At 58.1% G+C, this 20,941-nt stretch carries 18 protein-coding genes; 12 read left to right on the plus strand and 6 right to left on the minus strand.

The window, feature by feature from the left end:
* Positions 1–47 precede the first annotated feature (47 nt).
* Complete coding sequence (locus ACR0JF_RS00250) at positions 48–1,019, plus strand: DUF808 domain-containing protein (protein WP_170373605.1); 972 nt, start codon at positions 48–50, stop codon at positions 1,017–1,019.
* 77 nt (positions 1,020–1,096) lie between these two features.
* Complete coding sequence (locus ACR0JF_RS00255) at positions 1,097–1,897, plus strand: thioesterase family protein (RefSeq protein WP_170659467.1); 801 nt, start codon at positions 1,097–1,099, stop codon at positions 1,895–1,897.
* A gap of 50 nt (positions 1,898–1,947) precedes the next feature.
* Here the strand turns inward: ACR0JF_RS00255 and tkt are convergent, their stop codons facing one another.
* Positions 1,948–3,969, minus strand: a complete 2,022-nt coding sequence (tkt, locus tag ACR0JF_RS00260; protein ID WP_170659468.1) for a transketolase — start codon at positions 3,967–3,969, stop codon at positions 1,948–1,950.
* A 236-nt stretch (positions 3,970–4,205) separates the two neighbouring features.
* On the opposite strand from tkt, the gene ACR0JF_RS00265 reads away from it, so the two are divergent.
* Genes ACR0JF_RS00265 through ACR0JF_RS00275 form a run of 3 tightly spaced genes read left to right on the plus strand, consistent with a single transcriptional unit; the run spans position 4,206 to position 5,793 of the window.
* A complete protein-coding gene (locus ACR0JF_RS00265; protein WP_170659469.1) occupies positions 4,206–5,057 on the plus strand; it encodes a hypothetical protein in 852 nt (283 codons plus the stop codon).
* The gene (locus tag ACR0JF_RS00270) at positions 5,057–5,449 is read left to right on the plus strand and encodes a cell division protein ZapA (RefSeq protein ID WP_170373609.1); all 393 of its coding nucleotides are present in this window, start codon (positions 5,057–5,059) and stop codon (positions 5,447–5,449) included. Before ACR0JF_RS00265 ends, ACR0JF_RS00270 begins: the two co-directional genes overlap by 1 nt.
* On the plus strand, positions 5,446–5,793 hold the full coding sequence (locus ACR0JF_RS00275) for an MliC family protein (protein ID WP_170659470.1): 348 nt from the start codon (positions 5,446–5,448) through the stop codon (positions 5,791–5,793). The genes ACR0JF_RS00270 and ACR0JF_RS00275 overlap by 4 nt, the downstream gene beginning before the upstream one ends.
* Positions 5,794–5,800: 7 nt before the next feature.
* On the opposite strand, the gene grxD is transcribed toward ACR0JF_RS00275, so the two are convergent.
* From grxD to ACR0JF_RS00300, 5 genes are all read right to left on the minus strand, one after another.
* Positions 5,801–6,163: a Grx4 family monothiol glutaredoxin gene (grxD, locus tag ACR0JF_RS00280; RefSeq protein ID WP_170659471.1), complete on the minus strand. Its 363-nt coding sequence runs from the start codon at positions 6,161–6,163 to the stop codon at positions 5,801–5,803.
* Positions 6,164–6,412: 249 nt separating this feature from the next.
* Complete coding sequence (locus tag ACR0JF_RS00285; RefSeq protein ID WP_170373612.1) at positions 6,413–6,649, minus strand: BolA/IbaG family iron-sulfur metabolism protein; 237 nt, start codon at positions 6,647–6,649, stop codon at positions 6,413–6,415.
* A gap of 138 nt (positions 6,650–6,787) precedes the next feature.
* Positions 6,788–8,947 (minus strand): phosphoribosylformylglycinamidine synthase subunit PurL, encoded by a 2,160-nt coding sequence (purL, locus tag ACR0JF_RS00290; protein ID WP_170659472.1) that lies wholly within the window; start codon positions 8,945–8,947, stop codon positions 6,788–6,790.
* A gap of 188 nt (positions 8,948–9,135) precedes the next feature.
* Positions 9,136–11,397, minus strand: coding sequence for a mechanosensitive ion channel family protein (locus tag ACR0JF_RS00295; RefSeq protein WP_170659473.1), 2,262 nt, complete (start codon positions 11,395–11,397; stop codon positions 9,136–9,138).
* Positions 11,398–11,696: 299 nt separating this feature from the next.
* Positions 11,697–12,605 (minus strand): LysR family transcriptional regulator, encoded by a 909-nt coding sequence (locus tag ACR0JF_RS00300; protein ID WP_170659474.1) that lies wholly within the window; start codon positions 12,603–12,605, stop codon positions 11,697–11,699.
* Between the two features lie 169 nt (positions 12,606–12,774).
* Between ACR0JF_RS00300 and ACR0JF_RS00305 the strand changes: the two genes are divergently transcribed.
* The 7 genes from ACR0JF_RS00305 (at position 12,775) to ACR0JF_RS00335 (ending at position 20,876) form a co-directional block, all read left to right on the plus strand.
* Complete coding sequence (locus ACR0JF_RS00305; RefSeq protein WP_170659475.1) at positions 12,775–16,194, plus strand: indolepyruvate ferredoxin oxidoreductase family protein; 3,420 nt, start codon at positions 12,775–12,777, stop codon at positions 16,192–16,194.
* Between the two features lie 80 nt (positions 16,195–16,274).
* Positions 16,275–17,153, plus strand: a complete 879-nt coding sequence (locus ACR0JF_RS00310) for a lysophospholipid acyltransferase family protein (protein WP_480668844.1) — start codon at positions 16,275–16,277, stop codon at positions 17,151–17,153.
* A gap of 7 nt (positions 17,154–17,160) precedes the next feature.
* Positions 17,161–17,970: a glutamate racemase gene (locus ACR0JF_RS00315; protein ID WP_170373618.1), complete on the plus strand. Its 810-nt coding sequence runs from the start codon at positions 17,161–17,163 to the stop codon at positions 17,968–17,970.
* A 94-nt stretch (positions 17,971–18,064) separates the two neighbouring features.
* Positions 18,065–19,093, plus strand: coding sequence for an N-acetyl-gamma-glutamyl-phosphate reductase (gene argC, locus ACR0JF_RS00320; RefSeq protein WP_480668845.1), 1,029 nt, complete (start codon positions 18,065–18,067; stop codon positions 19,091–19,093).
* 7 nt (positions 19,094–19,100) lie between these two features.
* Positions 19,101–19,547 (plus strand): cytochrome c maturation protein CcmE, encoded by a 447-nt coding sequence (gene ccmE, locus ACR0JF_RS00325; RefSeq protein WP_170458116.1) that lies wholly within the window; start codon positions 19,101–19,103, stop codon positions 19,545–19,547.
* A gap of 151 nt (positions 19,548–19,698) precedes the next feature.
* Positions 19,699–20,310, plus strand: coding sequence for a holin-associated N-acetylmuramidase (locus tag ACR0JF_RS00330; protein WP_480668846.1), 612 nt, complete (start codon positions 19,699–19,701; stop codon positions 20,308–20,310).
* Positions 20,301–20,876, plus strand: a complete 576-nt coding sequence (locus ACR0JF_RS00335; protein ID WP_170548935.1) for a holin family protein — start codon at positions 20,301–20,303, stop codon at positions 20,874–20,876. The genes ACR0JF_RS00330 and ACR0JF_RS00335 overlap by 10 nt, the downstream gene beginning before the upstream one ends.
* The last annotated feature ends 65 nt before the right edge of the window (positions 20,877–20,941 follow it).

Below are 20,941 nucleotides of genomic sequence, written 5' to 3' on the forward strand. Positions count from 1 at the left end.
GGATCGGGTAGGGTCCGTTTGCGGCAGGTGACAGGAAAGGACACGCGATGAGCGGACTGTTGGCCCTTTTGGATGATGTGGCGGGGATTGCCAAGGTGGCTGCGGCCTCGGTGGATGATGTCGTGGCGGCTGCTGGCAAGGCAGGGGCCAAAACGGCCGGGGTGATTATCGACGACGCTGCGGTTACGCCGAAATACGTACAGGGCTTCGCGCCCGCGCGTGAGTTGCCGATCATTTGGCGCATTGCCCGTGGGTCGGTTTTCAACAAACTCATTCTGCTACTACCAGTCGCCTTGTTGCTTGCGAATTTTGCGCCGTGGCTGATCACACCTTTGCTGATGCTGGGTGGGTCATATCTGTGTTTTGAAGGGGCCGAGAAAATTTTCCATGTTCTGTTCCCGCATGGTAGCCACGCCATCGAAAAGGACATGGATGTGCGTGATCCGGGCCATCTTGAAGAACAGAAGGTCAAGGGCGCAATCAAGACGGATTTCATCCTGTCGGCTGAGATCATGACCATTGCGCTGGCCGCGATTGAGGCCCCGAATGTGTGGATGCAAGCGGCGACTTTGGCCGTTGTCGGGCTTGGGGTGACTGTGGCCGTTTATGGCTCGGTCGCCTTGATCGTGAAAATGGACGATGTCGGGTTGTATCTGGCCGGAAACGCTCCGACGCCGGTGGGCCGAGGGTTGGGGCGCGGATTGGTCAAGGCCATGCCCACGGTGATGAAAACCCTTTCGATCGTCGGAACGGCGGCCATGCTGTGGGTGGGCGGATCAATCGTCATCCACGGGATGGAGGTTCTGGGCTTTGGCTGGCTGGGGCATCATATCCATGACTGGGCCTATGCGGTTGGTCATTCGGTCTCGGCGCAGTGGGAGGCCGCGGCGGAGTGGATCGCCAAGGCGACGATGGACGGCATCTTTGGTCTGGCCTGGGGGATGGTCTTGATCCCCCTGGCAACCAAAGTCATCGGGCCCGTGATGGGGGCGTTTTCAGGTTCATCCAAAGAACACTAGGCGATGACGTTAGGTCCTGCTGGCCTCCCCTTGCGGTCAGATTATCCTCGACGTGCCAATAGCTAAGTGGAATTACCATGTCCGAGCCATCCCTTTTCGATGTCCTCAGCGCCGCTGAGGCGCAAGGCGATTGCCTCTGCTACCCGGTGCCGCAGAACTGGAAGCAAGGCCGCACAACATTCGGTGGATTTTCGTCGGCCCTAATGCTGTCAACGGTTTACAATCGGCACAAAGATTTACCGCCCCTCAGATCGGCTCTGGTCAATTTCACGGCGCCGATCAGTGATCCGCCGCAAATCAGAACGGAAGTCTTGCGCGAGGGGCGCAATGTGACGACCATCAACGCTCGTGCCGAAATCGGTGGCAATGTTGCGGCGCAAGCGACATTTTCTTTTGGCTGTGCGCAAGACAGCCATGTCGCGTTCGATTGCCCGGCCAAGCCCGTAGATGCGCCCGAGATGACGGAGTATTATTTCCCTCCAGATTTGCCGCGACCGCCGATACCTTTCCTTACAAACTTTGACGTCAGAAAGGTCGAGGGTGAATTGCCTTTCATGGGGGCAGATCGCGGGTATCTGCGCCTTTGGGCCCGACACAACGATCCTCGGATGTGGAACAGGACGGAGGGGTTGATTGCAATCGCTGACCTGCCACCGCCAGCTATCTACCCCGCACTGAAGAAACCCGGACCAAATTCGTCAATGAACTGGATTTTCAACGTGTTGTCCGAAGATATTCAAACACGCGACGGTTGGTTCTTACTGGAGCACCAACTTACCGCAGGCCGCGACGGCTATAGTTCGCAGGTCATGCGCGTTTGGAACACAGAAGGCGATTTGATCGTGGATGGAATGCAGTCTGTGATCATCTTTGTCTAAGAAAAAAGCCCCGGTGTGGACCGGGGCTTTTCATTTTGTGGCAGGCTGGTTTAGCCCAGAAGTTCCTTGACCTTGGCAACGGTCGCTTCGGCGGTTATGCCGAAATGCTTATACAGCTCACCTGCCGGGGCAGAGGCACCAAAGCTCGACATGCCGATGAAACCTGCCTTGGCTTCACGACCACGCTCACCCAGCAACCAGCGGTCCCATCCACCGGCGCGCACGGCGGCCTCGATTCCGACGCGCACGGCACCGGCGGGCAGCACGCGCTTGCGGTAGGCTTCGTCCTGCTCGGCGAACAGTTCCATGCAGGGCATGGAGACGACGCGGGTACCGATGCCTTCGGCTTCAAGCATCGCTTTGGCTTCCATCGCCAAGGAAACCTCAGAGCCCGTAGCGATCAGGATCGCCTGACGCTTGCTCTCGGCTTCCGCCAGAACGTAAGCACCCTGTGCGGTCAAGTTCTTGGCTTTGTGCTCCTTGCGAACGGTCGGCACGCCCTGACGGGTCAGCGACAGGACCGAGGGGCTGTCCTTGAAGGTCAGCGCCAGTTCCCAGGCTTCGGCGGTTTCAACGGTGTCGGCGGGGCGGAACACATAGGTGTTCGGCGTCGCGCGGCTGATCGCCAGATGCTCGACGGGCTGGTGGGTCGGGCCGTCTTCACCCAGACCGATCGAGTCATGGGTCATCACGAAAACCGACGGGATTTTCATCAGCGCGGCCAGACGCATGGACGGGCGGGCATAGTCGGTGAAGGCCATGAAGGTACCGCCATAGGGGCGGATGCCACCGTGTAGCGCCATACCGTTCATCGCGGCGGCCATGCCGTGCTCACGGATACCGTAGTGGATGTAGCGACCCTTGCGGTTTTCCGGCAGGAACACACCCATATCAGCCGATTTGGTGTTGTTCGAACCGGTCAGGTCAGCCGAGCCGCCCACGGTCTCGGTCATGATCGGGTTCACAACGTTCAGAACCTTTTCGGACGAGGCGCGGGTGGCCAGCTTGGGCTGATCCTCCGACATCTGTTTCTTGAAGGAACGGATCGCACCGGCCAGTTTCTTGGGTGCTTCAGACGCGTAGGCTCGGTTGAACTCGGCCTGTTTGCGTTCCGAGATTTGCGCAAAACGCTCTTCCCATTCCGCTCGTTCGGCGGCGCCACGGGCACCGATGGCTTCCCAAGCCGACTTCACGTTGGCAGGGATCTCGAATGCGTCATGCGGCCAGCCATAGCCTTCTTTGGCGGCTTTCAACTGCTCCTGATCCGTCAGTGCGCCATGACCTTTCGAGGTATCCTGTGCGGCGTGCCCCAGAGCGATGTGGCTTTTGCAGGCAATCATCGAAGGTTTTTTCGACTTTTTCGCCTGCGTAATCGCCGCGTCGATAGCCTGAGGATCATGGCCGTCGATCTCGATTACATGCCAGCCCGAGGCCGCGAAACGGCGTACCTGATCGGTACGGTCGGCAATATCCACGGTGCCGTCGATGGTGATGTTATTATCGTCCCAGAAGACGATCAGCTTGCCCAGCTCATGACGGCCGGCCAGAGTGATCGCTTCTTGGCTCACGCCTTCCATCAGGCAGCCGTCGCCTGCGATCACATAGGTATAGTGATCAACGATCTTCTTGCCGTAATGTGCGCGCTGGATTTCCTCGGCCATGGCAAAGCCCACAGCGTTCGAGATGCCCTGACCCAGTGGGCCAGTTGTAGTTTCAATCCCGTCGACCAGGAAGTTCTCCGGGTGACCCGCAGTTTTCGCGCCCAGCTGACGGAAGTTCTTGATCTCATCCAGCGTCACATCCGCGTGTCCAGTGAGATACAGCAGCGAATAGATCAGCATCGAGCCGTGACCCGCAGACAGAATGAACCGGTCGCGGTCCGGCCAGTTCGGGGCAGAGGCGTCGAATTTCAGATGCTTTTCGAACAAGACGGTCGCAACATCGGCCATGCCCATCGGCATACCGGAATGGCCGGAATTGGCGGCGGCGACGGCGTCAAGGGTCAGGGTGCGGATGGCCGCAGCTTTCTCCCAGTGTTCGGGGTTTGCATTGCGCAGCGCAGTCAGGTCCACGGGCGTTGTTCCTTTGGGTTTGAAGCAGATTGCGCGCTCAATAGCATTCAGCCCTCAAAGTGCAAGCAGAACCGGGCGAAACAAGGTCGCACCGCTTGAAGAGAGCTGTCCAAGCCTTTGAAACCAAACAGTGGGTATTTTCTGTCACATTCCGCTAGACTGGGGTCAAGCGGAACCGATTCTTGATTCGGGCGGTTCGGCAACAGAATGAACCTTGGTTAAGAGGTGACAGGGGCATGAGCCAGATTGAAGAGTTACAGCAACGCATTCTTGCCGCGATGGAGCGAATTGGCACGGGCGTGACAGCCCTGCAAAATGCGCCGGCGGGCGATGCAGATGAAGGGTTGCAAGCGGCGCTGGACGATGAACGTGTTGCCAACGCACAGCTGCAAGAGCGCCTGACTTCGTTGAAGGAACGCCACGAGCAGGAAGTTGACGGTATGCGCGCCGATATGGAGGCGCTGCGTGCTGCGCCAGAGCCTACGGCCGATGTGGACGCGCTGCGGGCTGAGTTGGCCGAAGCCGCAACCAAGCTTTCTGCGGTTGAGGCTGCGCGGGCCGAACTGGCCGAGGCCAAGGCGGCACTGGAAAACACTGAGGAACGGGACGCTCTGAAAGCCGAGAACGCGCAATTGCGGGCTGATCTGGAAGGTCAGGAAGACCCGGCCGCGCTGCGGGCCGAGATTGAAGAGATGAGGGCTGCTATCTTGCGTGCTGGAGACATCGAGGCCGAAAATAGCCGTTTGCGGGCCGAATTGGCCGATAGCGAAAGGGTGGCCGAGCTGAACGCGGAGCTGGAGATGCTGAGGGCCGAGCGTGCAAGCCACGGGGCTGCCATGTCACGTCTTGATGACGATCTGCAGAGGATGCGGCAGGCGAATGAGCAACTACGCAACTCGGTTGATGCCCTGCGCGCTGCGGCGCAAGAGGGAGTTCAGGACGCGGAGCTGTTGAATCAGGCGACCGTGGCGGAGTTGGAAGCAACGCGCGCGGCGCAGGCGACCGATGCGGCTGAGGCGCGGGCTGTTCTGGCTCGCCTTGAGCCTCTGCTATCGCAGGCGAAACTGGCAGAAGGTGAGGTTGAGTAATGCCCGAAGTGACCATTCATATCGGCGGGCGCGGGTTTGACGTGTCCTGTCAGGACGGGGAAGAAAGCTTTCTGCAGGCCGCCGCGAAAATGCTGGATGACGAAGCGCAAGTGCTGTCGGATCAGATTGGGCGTATGCCTGAATCCCGCATGTTGTTGATGGCCGGTCTGATGTTGGCTGACAAAACAGCTGCGACTGACGACAAGGTCAAAGCGCTTGAGGCGAAACTGGCGGAAACCGAGGCTGAGCTTCAAACGCTACGCAGCGCGCCTGCACCTGAACCCGAACGGATCGAGGTCGCTGTCGTGCCGCCTTCGGTTACGGATACACTGGCCGAATTGGCTGCACGGGCCGAAGCCCTGGCATCAGATATCGAGGAAAAAGCAAAATGAAACGAGCATGCGGCTTGATCTGCGGGGCCGTGGCCCTTGTATGTGCGTCCAAGGCAATGGCCGAGATCGACATACTGACGGTGACGTTCAACTGCGAGAACGGTATTCCGCTGCCAGTGACCTATTTCAACGCATCGGACGGCTCGGGGGCCGCGGCAACGATGGTCGACAATTCTCTGGTCGCGATGCGTCAGGTCGAGAGCGGTTCGGGCATTCGGTACGAATCTGTGGATACGAACGGAACCTATATCCTGAGTTCAAAAGGGTGGAATGCCACGGTGAGCTTCCTGGCGACAAACGCCGCCAGTGAGCAGATCATTTTTCAAGATTGCTCCAGCCGTTAAGGCCGGGTCAGGCGTTAGCCTCACGGATTTTGTCGGCTGCGTCCTTGTTGTAGCCGACACCGTTTTCGTCAAACAACGTGTCCAATTCACCCGACAGGGTCATTTCAGTGATGATATCGCAACCACCGACAAACTCGCCTTTGACATAAAGCTGCGGTACGGTGGGCCAGTCCGAATAGTCCTTAATGCCTTGACGGACTGCATCGTCGGCCAGAACATTCACATCGGCATAATCCACGCCCATGTAGTTCAGCACACCTGCCACACGGGATGAGAAACCGCACTGAGGCATCTCTTTGGTGCCTTTCATATACAGCACCACGTCATTGGCTTTGACGGTTTCGTCGATCTGGGTTTTCACGTCGGTCATTTCGCGTTTCCTTTGCTCTTCGGCATCATAGCTTTGGCGTAGTCTTGCGTATCCTTGGGGATATGGGGCTCTGCCGAGCTAATTGCACTGTCATGTGATTTATAGGAGGACTGCAGGAGGTGTTTTCCCTGTCATGGCGGCGATCCTCGCCTCGTCTTGCGCCCAGTCTTTGATTTGTTCCGCGCCAACAGCGTGATGAGCAGAACAAAGACGGAAACCGCAATTGAGATTACAATCGCATGTTCCATCCTACTCCGGCACTTTGGTGGTCAGCGCCAGCGCGTGCAGGTCACCGTCCGGGCCGTCCATTTTGCCTTTCAGGGCCGCATAAACAGCGCGCTGTTGCTGGACGCGGTTCTTGCCGCGAAAGCTCTCGTCCACGACCATGGCGGACATGTGAACGCCATCGCTGCCGCCAACCTGAATTTCCGCGTTGGGAAAGCTCTCGCGCAGCAGGGTTTCAATCTCGTGGGCGCTCATCGGCATGTAGGTTTACTCCTGAAGGTCTTTCCCAAGATGTAGAGCGATGGGAAGGCGCGTGCAAGATGTGGAAGGTCTTTCAGATATGCAAATCCCGCACCGATCAGGGCGCGGGACTATTCCTTTGCAGAACGAGAAGTGAGATCAGGCGACCGCGGTGGCAAAGCTTTGGCGGAAAACCTCGGTCAATTCGGCCAGAGGGGCTTCGGAACTTCCGATTTTCACGCTATCTCCGGTGAAACGGCCAACCGAGGTCAATGGGACGCCGGCCTGACCAGCTGCAATCATCAGTGCTTCGGCCTGATCAAAGTTGCAGGCGATCAAATAACGGGCTTGATCTTCGCCGAACAGCACCTCGGTCGAGGCATCGTCGAGGTGAACGCCAACGCCCGCTGCTTCGGCCAGTTCAAACGCTGCAAGCGCCAGGCCACCGTCGCTCAGGTCGGTACAGGCCTTGATCATCTCGCGGTTGGCGCGGATGAAGTCGCCGTTGCGTTTCTCGGCCTCAAGATCCACGTGGGGCGCATCGCCTTCTTCGCGGTTGAACACCTCGACAAGAAGGGCGGACTGGCCCAGGTGGCCTTTGGTTTCGCCGATCACGAGGGCAACGTGACCTTCACGCACCTCGTTTCCGATAATCTCATCGGTGTGGTCGAGCAGGCCAACGGCACCAATGGTCGGGGTCGGCAAGATCGCCTGACCATCGGTCTCGTTGTAAAGTGAGACGTTGCCGGACACGATGGGCACATCCAGCGCGCCAACGGCGGCTCCGATGCCTTGAATCGCGCCAACGAACTGGCCCATGATCTCGGGCTTTTCAGGGTTGCCGAAATTCAGGTTGTCGGTTGTGGCCAGCGGTTTGGCCCCGACAGCGGTCAGGTTGCGATAAGCCTCTGCCACCGCTTGCTTACCACCTTCAACCGGGTTGGCGCGGACATAGCGCGGCGTCACGTCTGAGGTAAAGGCCAGCACCTTGTCGGTACCGTGAACACGGACCATACCGGCGCCCAGACCCGGGGTGCGGGCGCTGTCGGCCATAACCATGGTGTCATACTGCTCATACACCCACTGCTTGCCCGCATAGTTGGGCGAAGAGAGCAGGGCGCGCAGACCATCAATCGGGTCAATCTGCGGGACGTCGGCTAGTTCCTCAGCCTCAGGCGTCGCGACCCATGGGCGGTCATATTCCGGCGCGGTCGAGGAGAGCTTCGACAGGACCAGATCAGCCTTCACCTCTCCATTGTGCATGATCAGAAAACGGTCTTCGGCGATGGTTTCGCCGACGATGGCAAAGTCAAGGTCCCACTTTTCGAATACGGCGCGGGCTTCGGCCTCCAGCTCGGGCTTCAGAACCATCAGCATGCGTTCCTGTGACTCGGAAAGCATCATTTCATAAGCTGTCATGTTCTCTTCGCGCTGCGGGACGTTTTCGAGGTCCAAACGGACACCCAGACCACCCTTGTCGCCCATCTCAACGGCCGAGCAGGTCAGGCCTGCCGCGCCCATGTCTTGGATCGAGATTACAGCGCCGGTTTTCATCAGCTCCAGCGTCGCCTCCATCAGGCGCTTTTCGGTGAAGGGGTCGCCGACCTGAACGGTGGGGCGTTTCTCTTCGATGGTATCGTCGAACTCAGCCGAGGCCATGGTCGCACCACCAACGCCGTCACGTCCGGTTTTGGCACCGAGGTAAACGACGGGCATGCCGACGCCAGAGGCCGCCGAGTAGAAGATTTTGTCGCTATCAGCCAAACCTGCAGCGAACGCATTCACAAGGCAGTTGCCGTTATAGGCCGGGTGGAAGCGAACCTCACCTCCGACACAGGGCACACCGAAGCAGTTGCCATAGCCGCCGATGCCTTCGACCACGCCGTTGACCAGTTGGCGGGTCTTGTGGTGACCGGGCTCACCAAAGGACAGGGCGTTCATCGAGGCAATCGGGCGCGCGCCCATGGTGAAGACGTCGCGCAGAATGCCGCCAACGCCGGTTGCCGCACCCTGATAGGGTTCGATGTAAGACGGGTGGTTGTGGCTTTCCATCTTGAAAACAACTGCTTGCCCGTCACCGATATCAACAACGCCTGCGTTCTCACCCGGTCCGCAAATGACCTGAGGACCAGACGTTGGCAGGGTGCGCAGCCATTTCTTGGAGGATTTATAAGAGCAATGCTCGTTCCACATGGCCGAGAAAATGCCAAGCTCGGTGAATGTCGGCTCACGCCCGATGATCTCGAGGATCATGTCGTATTCCTCGGGCTTCAACCCGTGGGCGGCAATCAGATCAGGTGTGATGGCTGGCTCTTGCATCCTGTTTCGGTCCCCGAGATGGCAATGTTTGGCGCCTTTTAGGGGAAGGGACCGCCGGGGGGAAGAGAAAAGGCACTTTCCGCGCGCTGTCCTGTTGCAAACCGGACAAAGGTGCAAATTGCGGGGATCGGACAGAGCCACAAATAGGGTTCCGGCACGCGACAGAGACAGCCGCGTGCCGGATGAGTTTACTTCTGCTGGTCCTGTTGCTGCGCCTGCTGCGCGACGGCACCAGCGGCAGCGCCAACGGCTGCTTTTTGGTCTTCACTCAGGTGTTCCGCATCATCCAGACCGGGAATGGCGACACGCACTTCGCGGCGTGCGAAGTCGATGCCGTTTTCTTTGAAGGCGGCTTTGACGCGGTTGAAGATCTCTTTGCGCAGGGTGAACTGCTTGCCGGGTTTGGCCATGAACTTGCCCCGGATGATCATGCCGACATCGTCAAAGTCGAACACACCCTGAGACTTGAACGGCTGCAGGAAGCCATCCTTGTGGGTCTCGTCCTCCATCATCTCGGCGCCGATCTTCTTAAAGATCTTCTTCACCTTGTTGGGATCGGTGTCGAACGGCACGGTGAATTTTAGCTTCATGATGACCCAGTCGCGGCTGTAATTGGTCAGTTTCTGAATCTCACCATATGGAATGGTGTGCACCGGCCCGCGATGGTGACGCAGTTGCATGGAGCGGATCGAGATCTTCTCGACTGTCCCGGTGGTGCCTCCCACATCGACATACTCACCAACGCGGAATGCATCATCGATCAGGAAGAAAATGCCGCCAACGATGTCGGATACCAGCTTTTGCGCGCCGAAACCGATGGCCAGACCCAGGATACCTGCACCAGCCAGAAGTGGCGTGATGTCGAGCCCAAGGGCGCCCAATGCCAGCAAAACGAAGATCACGGCAATCGCCACCTGAGCCGTTACTCGCAGCAGCGGCAGAACCGTTGCCAGACGCGAGCCACCAGCACCGCCGCCTTCGCCAGCTTCTTCGTCCGGGCTTTGCGCGGCGGTCATCTCTTTCGCCAGTCGGCGGTTGATCCAGAGCGAGACGACCTCATTGAGGATGTAGCCAACGGCGATGATGATGAAGAACTGCACCAGTTTGCTACCTGAATCCGCATCCCCACCAGCGATTTCCTGCAGATCGAGATCCCATGCGTTGGCGATCATCAGGATGACCAGAATACCGGCCAGAACCCGACCGATACGGATGTAGCTGCGCTTGGTTGATTTATAGGCGCGTTCGGCCACCGAACCTTCGCCCTGCATCGGAGGTTGCAGATGACGGACAAGTCCTCGGATAAGAGTGTCGAGCGCCGGGGCGATCAACAGCCAGAACATGGTGGTGAAATGCGCCCCCTGAACCAGCAGAGCCAGCGATGCCGGGTTACGCTGCGCCACCAGAAACTCGACCAGAAGCCAAGTCGCTGCCGAGACCGCGATGGCGAAGTACGGGTAATAATGTGCCACTTCCTCGTCGAACTTGGTGTGGTCCGGGTCAGTTCCCAGCATCATCTGCGAAAGACCTTCGCGCGCTTTCCATGCGATCAAGCCAATATAAATGTGGATGCCTGCGTTCAGCCAGAAGCCGATACGCGTATCATCCCCTGTGATGCCGTTCAGGTTGTTGAAGTGCAGCAGGAACAGGGTGAAACCGATCAGGATCAGCAGCCCGATCAGGTTGCGATGCAGATACTTCGCCCAGTGATCGTCGATATTGACCAGACGGTAATGCGGCTTGTTCGGGGCCAGTACAAAGCGCGAGGCGGCGGCACCCAGCCGTGGCACCCAGATCAGGTAGAACACAAACGGCCCGGCATAGGTGATTTGTTCGGGCGTAAGCAGGCCGCGCCCAACCGCGCGGATGACCACGTAAAAAACTACAAGCCCCGCGATTTCCCGACAGAAACGACCGAAAAGATAGCGGGCAGCGCCCCAGAGATCGCCTTCGGCTTCGGCCTCGGTCTGGACATGCCAGCGGCGGGTCAGAATCTCGAACAGTTTTTCGGCGATGAAGCCCACAACCAGAACACTAGCAACCAGCCCCATCAGAACCAACGCACCGAATGAGGTGAAAGTGGTCGCAAAATTCTTGATGGCGGTGGCTTGCGCGCTGAAGAGATTGGGGACGGTCGTTATGACATGCGTCCACGAGGCGACCATTTCGCTCCAGACTTCATTCAACTCGGTAATCGGATCCTCGCGATCCTCTGCAGCGGCTGCGTTTTTCTCTGCCACCGCGTCCAGACGCTCTAACAGGATCGAGCGGACCTGATCATCCGACATACGGGCGACCAGATCGTCCACTTGTTCCGGTGTCAGGTCCTCGGGAATGTCGACGGTGGCAGGCGCGCTGGAGGTCGACGTGCCCGCAACTTGGGCATGCAGAGGGCCAACTAGTAAAAATAGTGAAAAAATCGCCGCCAGAAAGCGGAGGGGGCTAATCATGGTTCTGTCCTCGAACACGAATTTTTAACGTTTTCTCGGATCATAGGCAGGTGTCGGTGATTTTCCCAGAAATTTCATCGCTCTGGATTGTGAGATTGAAGAAAACTAAAAAATGAATCTGGGAGAAGTCAAAAAAAAAGGCCGAGCACTAAGCTCGGCCATAGTCCAACAGGGAGGTATGAAGATGATGAGCGTTTCAGCATCACCGCCTTCGAGTGCTCATTTAGGGGTCGGTTTGTGAACGTTCAAGAAGTTTTAATCTGATCGTTCAGCATTGCTGCTATGCTGCGAGTGCATAGCTAGAGTTTACCCATCATTTTCAGCTGCTTGCGTTGCGCGATGATCTCGTCCTGAACGAAGTCGCGGAATGCTCCGACCCGCTTGGAATGGCGCAATTCTTCCGGGTAGGCGAGGTAAACGGGAACGTCCGCGTTTTCGATTTCCGACAAGATCGGAACGAGGTGCGGGAAGTCCTGCGTCACGTAGTCGGGCAGGACGCCAATTCCCAGGTTGTGCAACACGCCCTGAAGCACGCCGAAATAATTGTTCACTGTCAGCAGGGACCCCGGATTGAAGGTCATCAGATGGCGCACCATCGCCGCGCTTGCGCCCACCTGCGGGGCCGACGGGGTCTGGCTGATCAGACGGTGTTCCTTGATCTCGTCCAGCGATTTCAGCATCCCGCCATGGGATTCCAGATACTCCTGCGTTGCATAGAGCTTCATCTGAACGGTCATCAGGCGTTTGCGGATCAGATCGGCCTGGCTGGGCTCTTTCATGCGGATGGCAACATCGGCCTCACGCATGGGCAGGTCCAGAACACGCTCCTCGAGCATCAAGTCGATGTTCAGATCAGGGTACTGTTCGTACAGTTTGGGCAGGCGCGGGGCGAGCCATAGGGTGCCGAAGCCGAAAGTGGTGGTCACGCGCAGGACGCCGAAGACTTCCTCCTCGCTGTCTCGAATGCGTGCGGCTGCGGCGTCCAAACGTTTGGACATGGCCGAGGTCGCATCAAACAGCAGCTCACCCTGTTCGGTCAGAATCAGGCCGCGGGCGTGGCGGTGGAAAAGGGTTGCGTCGAGCGATTCTTCAAGCGCGCGGATCTGACGGCTCACGGCGGATTGAGATAAATTGAGCCTATCCCCCGCATGGGTCAGGCTGCCCGCATCGGCCACCGCGTGAAATATTCTAAGCTTGTCCCAATCCATCGCCGCAACTTTCGTTATCCTCGTGAAGCCCTATATGAAATAGGTAACAAGTTCCACAATCAAACCATGAAATCCTTGGGATTCAGGGGATAATGGCTATACAGGTCAATAATTATGACCTAAAATGCGTGAATATAAAGCACACTGATCTGACGAGGGGAGACGTCTGATGAGTCAGCCACATATAACGCTGAACGACCGCTTCGATCTTGAGAAATCACCCGTTCTTTTGAACGGAACGCAGGCGCTTGTGCGTCTGATGCTGATGCAGAAAGCCCGCGATCAACAGGCCGGGTTGAACACCGCCGGGCTGGTGACGGGCTATCGCGGTTCGCCTCTGGGTGCGGTGGATCAGCAGATGATGCGCGCCCAGCGTTATCTGGCTGAAAGCGATGTGACCTTTCAATACGGCTTGAACGAGGATCTGGCGGCCACCGCGCTTTGGGGCAGCCAGCAGGCAGGCCTCCGCGGCGATTGCCGGTATGACGGCGTCTTTGGTCTTTGGTACGGCAAAGGGCCGGGGGTTGACCGGTCGGGCGATGTGATGCGTCACGCCAATATGGCAGGAACTGCGCAACACGGCGGTGTGCTGATGGCGATGGGTGATGACCACACCGGCGAAAGCTCAACCGTGTTGCACCAATCGGAATGGTCTCTGGTCGATATGTATATGCCCGTGGTCAGCCCCGCAGGCGTGCAAGAGATTCTGGACTACGGCATTTACGGCTTTGCGCTCAGCCGGTTCGCGGGTGTCTGGGTTGGTCTGAAAACAATGAAGGACACGATCGAGGTGACCTCGGTCGTCGATGGCAGGCCGGATCGGATGGGCGTCGTGATCCCCGAATTCGACATGCCCGAGGGTGGGTTGAACATCCGTCTTGGCGATACGCCGCATCTGCAAGAGGCCCGCGTGATCGACTACAAGCGTTTCGCGGCCGAGACGTTCTCGCATGCCAACAAGCTGGACAAACGTGTCTGGGGCAAGCCGGGGGCCAAGATCGGGTTCGTTGCGGCGGGTAAAAACTGGCTGGACCTGACCCACGCGCTGTCTTTGCTGAACATTGATGAGGCCGAGGCGGAACGGCTGGGCATCACGACTTACAAGATCGGGCAGACGTTCCCGCTGGATATGGCCGGGTTCCATGATTGGGCTGAAGGACTGGACCTGATTGTGATCGTTGAAGAAAAACGCAAGCTGATCGAGGTGCAGGTCAAAGAGGCAATTTTTGACGACCGCCGGGGTCGCCGCGTTTATGGCTGGTATAAGGGCGGCGCCGGAACGCTGCATCGTGAGGAGTTGTTCCCCACACGCGGCGCATTGGACCCTATCATGATTGCCGAAAAGCTGGGTGACATCCTGATCGAAGAGGGACGTGAAACGGATGGCGTTCGCGCAGGCCTCGCCAAATTGTACGAGGCGCGACGGGCTGACAACGCACAAGAAATCGCGACGCGTTTGCCCTATTTCTGCTCGGGCTGTCCCCATAACAGCTCAACCAAAGTGCCCGAGGGCAGCCGCGCCTATGCAGGCATCGGATGCCACTACATGGTGCAGTGGATGGACCGCGAGACCACCGGTTTCACCCAGATGGGCGGCGAGGGCGCGAACTGGATTGGTGAGGCTCCGTTCTCGACCACCAAACACGTGTTCCAGAACCTGGGCGACGGGACGTATAACCACTCTGGCGTGCAGGCGATCCGGGCGGCGCTGTCGGCGGGCACAAACATCACCTTCAAAATCCTGTTTAACGATGCGGTTGCCATGACCGGCGGGCAGGGGAACGAAGGCGATCTGACGGCTGAAAGGATCGTGGCCGAGGTCAAGGCCATGGGCGTGCAGCACGTGGCTCTGGTCTATGATGAGAAGGAAGACGTGAACCTTGGGGCTCTGCCGACGGGTGTAGAGAGCTTTGAACGCGTTGAGTTGATGAAAGTGCAGGACCGCTTCCGCGAGACCGAGGGCGTCTCGGTCATCGTCTATGTCCAGACCTGCGCGGCCGAGAAACGCCGTCGCCGCAAGCGCGGTGAGTTCCCGGACCCGGACAAGCGCGTCTTCATCAATACCGATATTTGCGAAGGCTGCGGCGATTGCGGGGTTCAGTCGAACTGCGTCTCGATCGTGCCGAAAGAGACCGAACTGGGCCGCAAACGCGCGATTGATCAATCCAGCTGCAACAAGGATTTCTCGTGCCTGAACGGGTTCTGTCCGTCCTTTGTCACTTTGGAAGGGGCAAAGATCCGGAAAGAGGCGACCAAACAGCTTGATTTGCCCGATCTTCCTATACCCGATCTGCCGCAGATCAATGGCACGCATAACGTGGTTATCACCGGGATTGGCGGCACAGGCGTCGTGACCCTCGGGGCGATTCTGGCGCAAGCGGCACAGATTGACGGCAAAGGCGCGGGTATGATGGAGATGGCCGGCCTCGCCCAAAAAGGCGGCGCAGTTCACATCCATTGCCGTTTGGCGAACAAGCCAAAAGATATCAGCGCCATTCGCGTCGCAACCGGCGAAGCGCATGCGCTGATTGGCGGCGACCTTGTTGTTTCTGCCGGGGCCAAAACCCTGGGTCTGACACGGGTCGGACAGACCGGCGCAGTGGTCAATAACCACAGCACAGTGACCGGCGATTTTACCCGCGATACCGAATTCCGCATTCCGGGCGACCAGTTGGAGCTGGCGCTGAAAGCGCGGCTGAAAGACGGGGTGAGCCTGTTCGATGCGACCGATCTGGCCAAGATCGTGATGGGCGATTCGATCTACTCCAACATGATGGTCTTTGGCGCGGCATGGCAGCGCGGTACCCTGCCTGTCAGTCATGAGGCGATCATGACCGCGATAGAGCTGAACGGAACCGCCGTAGAGCGCAACAAGCGGGCCTTTGACGTGGGTCGCTGGGCGGTTCTGCACCCGGAGGAGGTAGAGGCGATGCTGGCCCCTTCCGTCTCGGAATTGCCGAAGACCCTGGACCAAATGATCGACTTCCGAGCGCAGCACCTGACCAACTACCAGTCGGCTCGATTGGCGAAACGCTACCGCAAGCTAGTGGACGGTATTGCAGATGAAACGCTGCGCGAGGCAGTGGCAAAAGGCTATCACAAGCTGTTGTCGTACAAAGATGAATACGAAGTCGCGCGCCTGTTGCTCACCAGTCGGGAAAAGGCTGCTGCCGAGTTCGACGGCGATTTCAACATGACCTTCCATTTGGCCCCGCCGATTTTTGGTGGGGAGGGCAGCAATGGCAGACCGCGCAAGCGTGCCTTTGGAGAATGGATGCTTGGGCCTCTTAAGCTGTTGGCCAAGTTGAAAAGTTTGCGTGGCACACCTTTGGACATCTTCGGCTACTCGGCCGAGAGACGGATGGAACGCGCGCTGATCAAACAATACGAACAGGATATGAAAGAGGTACTGCCTCTGACAACGGAAGATACGCGGGAGGCGATTGTTGCACTGGCCCGTTTGCCACTGGATATCCGCGGTTTTGGCCCTGTTTTGTTGGAAAATGAGGCGAAAGCAGCCAAACGGCGCGAAGAACTTCTGGCAATGATCCGCAGTGGCGGGCCCGAGATGCGCGCTGCGGCGGAATGAGGCGTCACAAACCTGTCACCTTCGCTAGGCAAAATCTCCGCTTAACGTATAATGCAGGCAGTTCGTTCCGGAGTCTTCAGATGCCCTCGCGCCGTCATGTCGTTCGAGACATTTCTTATGCCCATTCCGCCGAAACCAAGGGCGGTCGGATGGTCATCAAGCTGATGGAAAACACCACAGGCCGCATGCGACTGATCAAGCGTGCGGACGGGTATGAACAAGACGTCGCCAAGGGGCGCGATTTTTGGGATGTCATGGTCGAACGCTACGGTCTGACGCTGGATGTTGCAGGTGGGGCGCTGTCGAATATTCCGAAGGACGGCCCTCTGATCCTGATTGCCAATCACCCCTACGGCATTCTGGACGGTTTGATGATGGGGCATATCCTGTCTGAAACGCGCGGTGATTTCCGGATTCTGGCAAATCGTGTGTTTCGCAAGGCAGAAGATCTGAACCGCATCGTCCTGCCAATCTCATTTGATGAGACGAAAGAGGCGATGAAGCTGAACCTTGAAACCCGTAAGACCGCCTTGAACTATCTAGGCGACGGTGGGGCGATTGGGATCTTCCCCGGTGGCACCGTCAGCACAGCCCTCACGCCGTTCGACCACCCAATGGACCCCGGCTGGCGGGGCTTTACCGCGCGGATGGTCGCCAAATCGAACGCCACCGTGGTGCCGGTCTTCTTTGACGGCCATACCTCTCGTCTGTTCCAGATCGCCAGCCACTTGCACAACACCCTACGGATGGGATTGCTGATCAAGGAGTTCAAGAAACGCGTTGATACCCCTGTGAGGGTGGTGATTGGTGAGCCGATTGGTCGTGATGTTCTGGACCCACTCAGCAAGGATACGCGCAAGATGATGGATTTCCTGCGCAAAGCCACGTATGAGCTGTCTCCGACACCGCTGAAGTCTTTTGACTACGGCTATGAATTTGAGGAACGGCATCGCGCCTGAAGGGTTAATGGCAGTAGGTATCTTTGATTCCGGTTTGGGCGGTTTGACCGTCCTGAACGCCGCGCAGCAACGGCTGCCCGACGTGGATTTCCTGTATTACGCGGACAGTGCGCATGCGCCGTATGGCGTGCGCGATGCCGAGGATATCTATCAGCTAACCCGCAAGGCGGTTTACGACCTGTGGGATCGCGGCTGCAATCTGGTGATTCTGGCCTGCAATACCGCCAGCGCGGCTGCCCTGCGTCGGATGCAGGAGGAAGGCGTGCCGGAAGGCAAACGGGTTCTGGGCGTCTTTGTCCCTCTGATCGAGGCGCTGACCGAGCGGCAATGGGGTGACAACTCGCCTCCACGGGAAGTGGCGGTCAAGCATGTGGCCTTGTTTGCAACGCCCGCCACAGTCTCCAGCCGCGCCTTCCAACGGGAACTGGCGTTCCGCGCGATTGGTGTGGATGTCGAGGCACAGGCCTGTGGCGGCGTGGTCGATGCCATTGAAGACGGTGATTTGATTCTGGCCGAAGCGCTGGTGCGCAGCCATGTGGATGCGTTGAAACGCAAGATGCCCGAACCTCAAGCTGCCATTCTGGGCTGCACGCACTACCCATTGATGGCTGAGACGTTTCAGGCCGCTCTGGGTGCGGATGTTCAGGTGTTCAGCCAGGGCGATCTGGTGGCCGAAAGCCTGGCCGATTATCTGCAACGCCACCCGACCATGCTGGGTGAGGGAGAAGGCGGCTACCTAACCACCGGCAAGCCCGGTTTTGTCAGCGATCGGGCAACGCAGTTCCTCCGACGACAAATCTCGTTTGAGGCGGCCTGATTTAGGTCAAGGACGCCACCCCTCCGATTTTCTAAATCCAAGACCGTCACAGTGGCGGTCATGATATGTGACACATGCAAAGAAGAGGTCTGACATGACCCATAAAATCGCAATTCTGGGCGCCTCAGGCTATACTGGCGCTGAACTGGTGCGGCTGATCGCCGAGCACCCGAACATGGATATCGTTGCGCTGGCGGCGGAACGTAAGGCGGGCCTGTCGATGGCTCAGGTCTTCCCGCATCTGCGCCACATGAACCTGCCGGATCTGTGTAAGATTTCTGAAATCGACTTTTCCCAGATCGACCTGTGTTTCTGCGCTTTGCCGCATAAAACCAGTCAGGAAGTAATCCGGGACCTACCGAAGAATCTGAAGATCATCGACCTTTCAGCCGATTTCCGGCTGCAGGACGCGGATGAGTACGAAAAATGGTACGGAAACCCGCATAGCGCGTTGGAGCAGCAGGAAGAGGCTGTTTATGGCCTGACCGAGTTCTATCGGGAAGACATCCGGATGGCACGACTGGTGGCGGGTACGGGCTGCAACGCGGCGACCGGGCAATATGTGCTGCGGCCGCTGATTTCAGCCGGTGTGATTGATCTGGACGACATCATCCTCGATCTGAAATGCGCCGTGTCGGGCGCTGGCCGGTCGTTGAAAGAAAACCTGCTGCATGCCGAGCTGAGCGAAGGCGCGAATGCCTATGCCATAGGTGGTGCGCATCGTCATTTGGGAGAGTTCGATCAGGAGTTTTCAAAACTGGCCAGTCGTACGGTGCATATCCAATTCACGCCGCACCTGATCCCGGCAAACAGGGGTATTCTGGCGACCTCCTACGTGAAGGGCGACCCGCAGAGCGTTTTTGATACGCTGGCAAAAGCCTATGCTGACGAGCCTTTTATTGAGGTTCTGCCGACGGGCGAGGCGCCCTCGACCCACCATGTGCGGGGATCGAATTTCTGCCACATAGGTGTTGTTGCGGACCGGATTGAACGGCGCGCGATTGTGATCGCCGCTTTGGATAACCTGACAAAAGGTAGCAGCGGGCAGGCCTTGCAGAATGCCAACCTGATGTTAGGTGAGGATGAAACCCGAGGGCTGATGATGGCCCCCTTGTTCCCGTGAGGACGGTATGAAAACGCTCAAGAAACGTCGTCGAGTTCAGATCATTTTGGTGGCCGTGGCGGCCCTGGCGGTGTCGACGGCGTTGATTGGGTATGCAATGCGCGATGGCATCAACTTCTTCCGCTCGCCCAGCCAAGTGATCGCCGAGCCGCCTTCGCCGACCGAGGTGTTTCGTATTGGTGGTCTGGTCGAAGAGGGCTCGATCGTCCGGGGGCAGGGTGAAACGGTGCGCTTTGTAGTCACTGATGGCGGAGAGAGCGTTCCGGTGGCGTTTACCGGGGTTCTGCCGGATCTGTTTTCGGAAAATGAGGGTATGGTTGGGACGGGTCGCTATGTGAACGGTGTGTTTGAAGCGACTGAAATTCTTGCAAAACACGATGAGACCTATATGCCGAAAGAGGTCATGGACGCCTTGAAGGAACAGGGCGTTTACAAAGATCCCGGCGAAAGCTGAACGCAGCTGCGCTGCGTGCCTCCGGCGGAGGTATTTTTGAACAGAAGAAGAAGGGGCGTTGCGTGCGGATGGCAGGCGGCGCTCTGTTTCGTTTGGGGTTGTTAAGGAGTTTGCAGGATCGTTCCCTCGACTGATGCAGGTGGGGGTCGTGATGCAGACTGTTCAACAGATTGCCGAAGAGATTGTGCGTCGGGAAGGCGGGTTTGTGGATGATCCGGATGATCCGGGAGGAGCCACCAATTTCGGCGTGACCATTCACACGATGCGGCGTTTGGGGCTGGATTTGACACGGGACGGGGTGGTTGATGTCGCCGATGTTCGAGCGCTCAGCAGCGCGCAGGCGGTTGATATCTTTGTGCAGCATTATTTTGAGAAACCGGGGATCGCCGCTTTGCCCGAGGCGCTGCAGGCCAGTGTGTTCGACATGTATGTAAACGCGGGCGCGCAGGCGGTGCGCATTTTGCAATCGCTTTTGGTGAAGATGGGTTTTTCTGTTGTGGTGGACGGGGTTATCGGCCCGCAGACCATCGGCGCCAGTCAGGACGCGGCGCGCCCGAATCCGGTTCAGTTGCGGGACGCCTATGGGGTGGCGCGGCGGAATTATTACTTTCGGCTCGCAGATCGGCGGCCTGCATCGCGAAAGTATGCCCGTACCTGTGCAGGCGGGAAAGGCGGTTGGATCAGGCGGGCGGAAGAATTCCTGTCGGATCGCTATCACCTGAGCAATGAGGCGTTTCAGAGGAGGGTTTCGGGATGGGATTGATCTCGGGCGTTTTGGGGTTCTTGTTCGGTGGCGGGCGCAACGTGGTGCGCGAAACCGCAGAGGTTTTTCGGGAGAACGCCGATGCGGGTGCCCAGCGTCGGTTGGTGGCGCAAACTCAGGCCATGACGCAGTTCGGAGCCGAGTTTCAAAGGCCGCCCAAAGGCATGTTCGACCGGTTTATGGACGGGTTGAACCGTCTTCCGCGTCCGGCCTTGGCGTTGGGAACGTTGGGCTTGTTTGCTGCCGCCATGATCGATCCGATCTGGTTTTCGGCGCGAATGCAGGGGATTGCGCTGGTGCCAGAACCTTTGTGGTGGTTGTTGGGCGTTATTGTCTCGTTCTATTTTGGGGCACGGCATCAGGCGAAATCGCAGGATTTGCAACGCGAGATCTCGGCCGTGATGGCGCGGACTCCGACAGTTCTGGCCAACCTTGATGCGCTTGGAAATATGCGCAGCGACCGACCCGGTGCGGCAGATACGGGGCCGGATGCGCGCTTGTCACAAGAGAGCCTGCTGGCCGACGCGAACCCGGCTTTAGAGGATTGGCGACGCGAAAGGGGCTGAGTTGCGACACTATGTGCCCCGAAATCAAACGAAAGTGGTTGGCGATTGCAGTGCCTCCGGCATAT

It is taken from the genome of Ruegeria sp. BG11 (genome assembly GCF_056538565.1).

Bases quoted from the DNA above. Each gene is read 5' to 3' on its own strand.
- ACR0JF_RS00250 (WP_170373605.1), top strand. From the start codon at position 48: ATGAGCGGACTGTTGGCCCTTTTGGATGATGTGGCGGGGATTGCCAAG.
- ACR0JF_RS00300 (WP_170659474.1), bottom strand. From the start codon at position 12,605: ATGGATTGGGACAAGCTTAGAATATTTCACGCGGTGGCCGATGCGGGC.
- grxD (WP_170659471.1), bottom strand. From the start codon at position 6,163: ATGACCGACGTGAAAACCCAGATCGACGAAACCGTCAAAGCCAATGAC.
- purL (WP_170659472.1), bottom strand. From the start codon at position 8,947: ATGCAAGAGCCAGCCATCACACCTGATCTGATTGCCGCCCACGGGTTG.
- ccmE (WP_170458116.1), top strand. From the start codon at position 19,101: ATGAAAACGCTCAAGAAACGTCGTCGAGTTCAGATCATTTTGGTGGCC.
- argC (WP_480668845.1), top strand. From the start codon at position 18,065: ATGACCCATAAAATCGCAATTCTGGGCGCCTCAGGCTATACTGGCGCT.
- ACR0JF_RS00270 (WP_170373609.1), top strand. From the start codon at position 5,057: ATGCCCGAAGTGACCATTCATATCGGCGGGCGCGGGTTTGACGTGTCC.
- ACR0JF_RS00305 (WP_170659475.1), top strand. From the start codon at position 12,775: ATGAGTCAGCCACATATAACGCTGAACGACCGCTTCGATCTTGAGAAA.
- ACR0JF_RS00315 (WP_170373618.1), top strand. From the start codon at position 17,161: ATGGCAGTAGGTATCTTTGATTCCGGTTTGGGCGGTTTGACCGTCCTG.
- ACR0JF_RS00310 (WP_480668844.1), top strand. From the start codon at position 16,275: ATGCCCTCGCGCCGTCATGTCGTTCGAGACATTTCTTATGCCCATTCC.
- ACR0JF_RS00255 (WP_170659467.1), top strand. From the start codon at position 1,097: ATGTCCGAGCCATCCCTTTTCGATGTCCTCAGCGCCGCTGAGGCGCAA.
- ACR0JF_RS00295 (WP_170659473.1), bottom strand. From the start codon at position 11,397: ATGATTAGCCCCCTCCGCTTTCTGGCGGCGATTTTTTCACTATTTTTA.
- ACR0JF_RS00335 (WP_170548935.1), top strand. From the start codon at position 20,301: ATGGGATTGATCTCGGGCGTTTTGGGGTTCTTGTTCGGTGGCGGGCGC.
- ACR0JF_RS00330 (WP_480668846.1), top strand. From the start codon at position 19,699: ATGCAGACTGTTCAACAGATTGCCGAAGAGATTGTGCGTCGGGAAGGC.
- ACR0JF_RS00285 (WP_170373612.1), bottom strand. From the start codon at position 6,649: ATGCCGATGAGCGCCCACGAGATTGAAACCCTGCTGCGCGAGAGCTTT.
- ACR0JF_RS00275 (WP_170659470.1), top strand. From the start codon at position 5,446: ATGAAACGAGCATGCGGCTTGATCTGCGGGGCCGTGGCCCTTGTATGT.
- ACR0JF_RS00265 (WP_170659469.1), top strand. From the start codon at position 4,206: ATGAGCCAGATTGAAGAGTTACAGCAACGCATTCTTGCCGCGATGGAG.